Below are 6,053 nucleotides of genomic sequence, written 5' to 3'. Positions count from 1 at the left end.
CCCCGTAAGCTTCCGGCGCGTCGGGCAGTCTGTGGACCTGCCCGGTAAAGCACGACGTTGGGGCCATGATCTTCGAGGCTCGCGCCAAAGTGGCTGGCTAAAGTCGCGGAGCCGACCGCCCCAGCCACAGTACGGCCGCGTCGGGAGCTGACTCGCCCAGGTCGATGCCACCTCCGGGCAGAGCCCACACGTTGTTGTCGGTCTTGTCGATCAACAGGACCTCCCCGGCCTCGTTGCGGGCCACGGCGGTCGCGGAGGGGACGAGGCTGTTCGCCTTCGGGGCGTTCGGATCGTTGAGGTAGTCGACGCGTGCCGTGCGTTCAGCGTCGCATGCCGGGAGCCTGTTACGCCGCCCGGCCCTGCTCCCATGCGTAGTCGAAGCTCCGCATGTAGTGCCGGAACGTCCGTGCTCCTGGCAGGTACTTGAAGTGCATCACCGGGTTCTGCCCTGCGGGAGCTCCGAGCACGTGGGGGTTCACCAGCACGTCGTCGTCGAACCGGTAGATCGAGTTGTAGAGGATCGTGTCGTGCAGCCGGATCTCGACGCCGGGCGTCGACATGGTGGGCTGCAAGTACCGGCGAGTGATCCGCGCTCGCGCCGCCAGGTCGTCGCCGATCCCTTCCTCTTCGCCAGGCTGCCGGACAGCCGCGGACTCCGGGTCGCCCAGCAGGATCCGGACCTGGGCGCCAGGCCGAAGTCACGCTGCCCTGCATGCCACCTCGGCGGAGAGCCGGTGACCAGGCTCCTGTACTTCACCGGTGCTGAAGGTGGGGCAGTCTGGCGCAACGCCTTCAACGCGCACGCCTGGAAGCCGGCCCTCGCTGCGGCGGGTGTAATCCCCAAGCCCGGGCCGGGGGAGCGGTACAAGGAAGCCCGCGAAGACGGCATGCACGCGCTACGGCACTTCTACGCCTCGTTGCTCCTCGACTCCGGGGAAAGCATCAAGGCCCTGAGCGCCTACCTCGGCCATGCCGATGCCGGGTTCACGCTCCGCACCTACACCCATCGCATGCCGAGCAGCGAGACGCGTACGTGGAAGGCCGTCGACGAGATGTGCCGGACGGCCCACAAGGCCCCGACGGCCCCCTGACGGCCCACACCTTGTGCACTCGCCCCTGATCACCGGGAAACCGCTGGTCAGGGGCATTCTCGTCCGCATTTATATCGGTGTCTGTGCCTATATTCTACCCATCCAGATATTATTCACTATATACTCATAAAAAGGATTGCCGCCTTTGCTGGCGCCGCGATTATCTTCGGCAGGGAAGCCTTCTTGGTGCTTGTAAAATCCGTCTCTGTGCATCAACCTCTGCTGCCTCTCGCAGCCTACGTACCACTCTTCCACCAGTTGAGCCTGCTGTTCGATGTTAAAATCCCTAAAAGGTCGCCCATAATTTTCGTAGTCATAGCTCACGTTGAAAAGCTGGGCCGCAAATCCGCGCGTAATCCAGGCGGCAGGTGCATCCATGTGTTGGATCTGCCAAGCGTGGGTGAGTTCATGAATAAATATTCCCGGATCAGAGTCCCGTGGATTGTCGTAGCGTTCCGGCCCTATATTTACGGTTATTTTTTTGTACGGAGCGGGGAAGGTGAAGCAATTGTCACCCGCCCCTATGGTGTCAGTGATTAGAATGGCGTCCTTCGGAGGAAGTGATCCGCCGAATACTTTATCGTTTGCCCATTCGTATTCGTCACTGGTGATATTTCGTTGTTTTCCGCCGATCCGGGCCACTCCAGCACCGGTGAGAGCGTAAAATCCTCCGAGGAGCCCTGTCATGTATAGCGTGCCGGCAATGATCCGCGCCCCTGGGATCAGGCTTCCGGTGAGCACGAGGCTGGCCAGCTCTCCGCCAAACAGCACGACTTCAATTCCTGGCACTCCGGCCAAAATACTTCCTTCGACGACTCCGACCGTGAAGTCTATGACGTCATCGAGTGGACCCGTGATAACTCCCTTTTTTGACTCGGCGGCGCGCAGAACCAAGCTTCCTATGAGGTCGTCGAAGTTTGCAGCGACGTCAGGGCGGGAGCTGGATTCATCCCACCAGTCGTTCCGGGAACTTGAGTCCCCGAATCCACCAAGGTGGCCGGATCTCTGAAAGAGAAGGCAGGTGCTGCCTGATGTGGCCGTCCTGAGTGTAAAATCTTCGGGCTCGGAAAAGGCACCTTCGTTATGGACGTGACCCGAGAATCGTGCACTGCCGTTTCGCGTAATCTCTACCTCGGTCCAACCTTCAGGGTCGTGTAAGTCCGTATGCCATCGGTATTTATCGCCACTTGTATCTGAGGCCCATTTAGGTGATCCGGAACTGTCGTAGATCACCAAGTTGCCGTCATCTTGGATGACAATGTAGGCGCCGCCGCTTTCGTTGGAGCCGCTGGCCCACCATGGATGGTTTCTGCGGTCGTAGCATACAAAGTTTCCATCGGCTTGGAATGTCGCACGAGTAACCGGCTTGCCATATGTCCTAGTTTCCCAAAACGGCACTCGGTCGGCTCTGTAAAGGACGAGATTCCCGTCGCTTTGAAGCGTTAGTTTCCAGATGCCGTTGGCCGATATCAGCTCGTCATTGACATCAAGCTGTTGGCTTACGGTGAGGCGGTCAGTCATTTCGATCTCCTGCTGCCGCAGACTGAAAAGAAGTGAGCGGTCAGGGGGCGCTGACTTTCTTTCGCCCAGGTGGCTAAGTGTGATGCAGTGCTCTACCGACCGCTGTGCGCTGCCTTAGGGCCACATTTTTGACTAAATCCATGCTACCCCTGATCAGTCTCATGGGCCACAGCTCTGATTTACGGTCCTCTTGTCAGGCATTTTTTCGTTTGCCGCCGTCGCTGTACCGCTGCCGAGCGATTACGGGGGCTCGGATCTCCTGTGAGGAGCAATGGAGGCGCGCCTTCACGAGACAACCGTCACGGCAAGCCGCTGATCCGGTACCCGGGGCACAGTTACCCAGGGTTCACCCTGCCTGTCTGCACGCACCTGGCACCGAGCAGTGAGAGCGGGACGAGGAACGCGGTGGACGGCATGTACCAGACGGCCGGCGAAGGGGATGACGGCTTGCAGGCGACCCAGGCAGCGTGTTGGCAACGTAACCAGCGGTTAATCCGCTGATGGGGCCCATCTGCTCGTGGGTCTGGCCTAGTTCGACCAGAACTGATATCAGTTCTGAAACAGCGTCAGATTCGGTGCGGCGGGAGGCAGTCGGCCATGACCGAGCTCGTGGAACACGGACAGCTGTTCATCGGCGGGGAGTTGACCGACCCCCTGGGCAAGGACGTCATCGAGGTCGTCTCGCCGCACACCGAGGAGGTCATCGGGAGGGTGCCGCACGCCTCGCGGGAGGACGTGGACCGGGCCGTCGCCGTGGCGCGTCGCGCGTTCGACGAGGGGCCCTGGCCGCGTGCGACCCTTGAGGAACGGATCGAGGTCGTCACCCGGATCAAGGACGCGATCGCCGTCCGCCACGAGGAGATCGCCCGTGTGATCTCCTCCGAGAACGGTTCCCCGTACTCCTGGAGCGTCCTCGCCCAGGCCCTCGGCGCGATGATGGTGTGGGACGCGGCGATCAGGGTCGCGCGGGACTTCACGTACGAGGAGACCCGTGACGGAGTGCTCGGGAGGATCCTCGTCCGCCGCGAGCCGGTCGGCGTCGTCGCGGCCGTCGTCCCCTGGAACGTCCCGCAGTTCGTCGCCGCCGCCAAGCTCGCGCCCGCCCTGCTCACCGGCTGCACGGTGGTGCTCAAGCCGTCGCCCGAGTCGCCCCTGGACGCCTACATCCTCGGCGAGATCGCCAAGGAGGCCGGGCTGCCGGACGGTGTGCTGTCCATCCTCCCGGCCGACCGCGAGGTCAGCGAGTACCTGGTCGGGCACCCCGGCGTCGACAAGGTCTCCTTCACCGGCTCGGTCGCGGCCGGCAAGCGCGTGATGGAGGTCGCCGCGCGCAACCTCACGCGCGTGACGCTGGAGCTGGGCGGCAAGTCGGCGGCCGTCGTCCTGCCCGACGCGGACGTGGCGGCCTCGGTCGCGGGCATCGTCCCGGCGGCCTGGATGAACAACGGCCAGGCCTGCGTCGCGCAGACCCGCATCCTCGTACCCCGCTCCCGCTACGACGAGTTCGCCGACGCCTTCGCCCAGGCGGCGGGCGCACTCACCGTCGGCGACCCGCTGGACCCGGCGACCCAGGTGGGCCCGCTGGTCGCCGAACGGCAGCAGCGCAGGAACCTCGACTACATCCGCATCGGCCAGGAGGAGGGCGCCAAGATCCTCACCGGCGGCGGGCGGCCGCCGGGGCTGGAACGCGGCTGGTACGTCGAGCCGACCCTCTTCGGCGACGTCGACAACTCGATGCGCATCGCCCGCGAGGAGATCTTCGGGCCGGTGATCTGCCTCCTGCCGTACGGCGACGAGTCCGAGGCGCTGAAGATCGCGAACGACTCGGACTACGGCCTCTCCGGCAGCGTGTGGACCTCGGACGTCGCGCACGGCATCGAGGTCGCCCGGCAGGTCCGTACCGGCACCTACTCGGTCAACACCTTCAGCCTCGACATGCTCGGCCCGTTCGGCGGCTACAAGAACTCCGGCCTGGGGCGGGAGTTCGGTCCCGAGGGGTACGGCGAGTACCTCGAACACAAGATGATCCACCTGCCCGCCGGCTGGGAGGCGTGAGGGGGCATGGGGGACCGCTGGCACATCGAGGTCGACCGCTCCGTCTGCATAGGCTCCGCCCAGTGCCTCCACCACGCCCCCGACGGCTTCCGCCTCGACACCGCCCGCCAGTCCCATCCGGTCGGCGCCGACACCGACGCGAACGAGAAGGTACTGGCGGCGGCCGAGAACTGCCCCGTCGAGGCCATCGCGATCACGCTGGTGGACGGCGGGGAGGCGGTGTTCCCGCCGGAGGAGTAGGGGGAGATGCAGGAGCGTGGGATGGAGGGGGACGAAAAAAAGTCCCTTTGGGGGGTTCCATACCTCGCCGTACGACTTATCCTGAAAGCAGCCTACGGGGCGAGTGAGGGAGTCCGACCGGAGTAGCCGACTCTGGCGCGACGCCGAAGAGATATCGGCATCCGCCGTGGCCGACATCGATCGGTCGGTCTGAGAGGCCGGAAGGCAGCAGTCAGGCCGGAAGGCGACCCCCATTACCTGATCCGGGCAATGCCGGCGAAGGGAACCCGTCTCGTAGGTCTTCCGTGTGCGCCCGCACCTTCGCGCCTGCGGCCTCAGTCGCCGGACACCTCGCCGCCCGCCGGATCCGTCAGGTCGATCAGGCGGCACACCGTCTCGATGTCGATCTTGACCTGGGCGATGGAGGCGCGGCCCGACAGCCAGGTGATCAGAGCAGAGTGCCAGGTGTGCTCGATCACGCGGACGGCGGAGAGCTGCTCGGGGGTCGGGTCCTCGAGGCCCATCGCGTCCAGGATGATCGCCGTGGTCTGCCGGGAGACCTGGTCGACCTCCGGCGAGACGCTGCGGTCGGCGAAGGTGAGCGCGCGGACCATGGCGTCGGCGAGGTGCGGCTCGCGCTGGAGCGCGCGGAAGGCCCGCATCAGGGTCTCCGCAACCCGCTGGGCCGCCGTGTCGCCGGCCGGGGGCTTCTTCCGCAGGGTGCCGTGCATGTGCTCCAGCTGGTCCTGCATCGTGGCGACCAGCAGGTGCACCTTGGACGGGAAGTAGCGGTACAGCGTGCCGAGCGCCACCTGGGAGGACTCGGCGACCTCCCGCATCTGCACCGCGTCGAACCCGCCCCGGCTGGCCAGCTGCGCGCTGGCGTGCAGGATCCGGCGGCGCCGGGCCTCCTGCCGCTCCGTCAGAGGGGCGGAGGAGGGGTTCGCGGTACTGGATTCCACCTTGGCGTGCGCAGGCATCGGTCCCGTTCCGTGACAGTCGGTGAGGCAGCCGTTGAGGGCGAGTGATCACCCAGCATGGCAGGGGCCCGGTCGTGGCGCGAATCACCTGATCCACTGCTCCCAGCGCCCTTACCTGCCGGTAGATTCAGAGCCTCTTGAACGATCAAGTCTGAAACTTGTTCTAGATTAGCGTCCCGACGTAGTC

At 64.6% G+C, this 6,053-nt stretch carries 6 protein-coding genes, 1 pseudogene and 1 riboswitch; of the genes and pseudogenes, 3 read left to right on the top strand and 4 right to left on the bottom strand.

The window, feature by feature from the left end:
- Positions 1 to 130 precede the first annotated feature (130 nt).
- Together ACFY01_RS10415 and ACFY01_RS10410 are read right to left on the bottom strand one after the other, a co-directional pair.
- Positions 131 to 313 (bottom strand): annotated as a pseudogene (locus tag ACFY01_RS10415) (NUDIX domain-containing protein); the annotation flags it as partial.
- A 31-nt stretch (positions 314 to 344) separates the two neighbouring features.
- Positions 345 to 560, bottom strand: a complete 216-nt coding sequence (locus ACFY01_RS10410; protein ID WP_390735264.1) for a hypothetical protein — start codon at positions 558 to 560, stop codon at positions 345 to 347.
- Between the two features lie 174 nt (positions 561 to 734).
- On the opposite strand from ACFY01_RS10410, the gene ACFY01_RS10405 reads away from it, so the two are divergent.
- Positions 735 to 1,091, top strand: coding sequence for an integrase (locus ACFY01_RS10405; RefSeq protein WP_390735263.1), 357 nt, complete (start codon positions 735 to 737; stop codon positions 1,089 to 1,091).
- A gap of 87 nt (positions 1,092 to 1,178) precedes the next feature.
- On the opposite strand, the gene ACFY01_RS10400 is transcribed toward ACFY01_RS10405, so the two are convergent.
- A complete protein-coding gene (locus tag ACFY01_RS10400) occupies positions 1,179 to 2,612 on the bottom strand; it encodes a hypothetical protein (RefSeq protein ID WP_390735262.1) in 1,434 nt (477 codons plus the stop codon).
- A 597-nt stretch (positions 2,613 to 3,209) separates the two neighbouring features.
- Here ACFY01_RS10400 and ACFY01_RS10395 point away from each other — a divergent pair.
- On the top strand, positions 3,210 to 4,667 hold the full coding sequence (locus ACFY01_RS10395; RefSeq protein ID WP_390735261.1) for an aldehyde dehydrogenase: 1,458 nt from the start codon (positions 3,210 to 3,212) through the stop codon (positions 4,665 to 4,667).
- 6 nt (positions 4,668 to 4,673) lie between these two features.
- Complete coding sequence (locus ACFY01_RS10390) at positions 4,674 to 4,907, top strand: ferredoxin (RefSeq protein ID WP_390735260.1); 234 nt, start codon at positions 4,674 to 4,676, stop codon at positions 4,905 to 4,907.
- Between the two features lie 95 nt (positions 4,908 to 5,002).
- A riboswitch (TPP riboswitch) is annotated at positions 5,003 to 5,188 on the top strand.
- Positions 5,189 to 5,221: 33 nt separating this feature from the next.
- On the opposite strand, the gene ACFY01_RS10385 is transcribed toward ACFY01_RS10390, so the two are convergent.
- Entirely contained in the window at positions 5,222 to 5,866 is a 645-nt protein-coding gene (locus ACFY01_RS10385; protein ID WP_390735259.1) for a TetR family transcriptional regulator, read from the bottom strand.
- Positions 5,867 to 6,053 lie beyond the last annotated feature (187 nt).

The organism is Streptomyces sp. NPDC001480 (assembly GCF_042894725.1).
In the GTDB taxonomy this organism is placed as follows: Bacteria; Actinomycetota; Actinomycetes; order Streptomycetales; family Streptomycetaceae; genus Streptomyces.
Note: the sequence above shows the minus strand (reverse complement) of the source record. Positions and strands in the feature narration are given on the sequence as shown.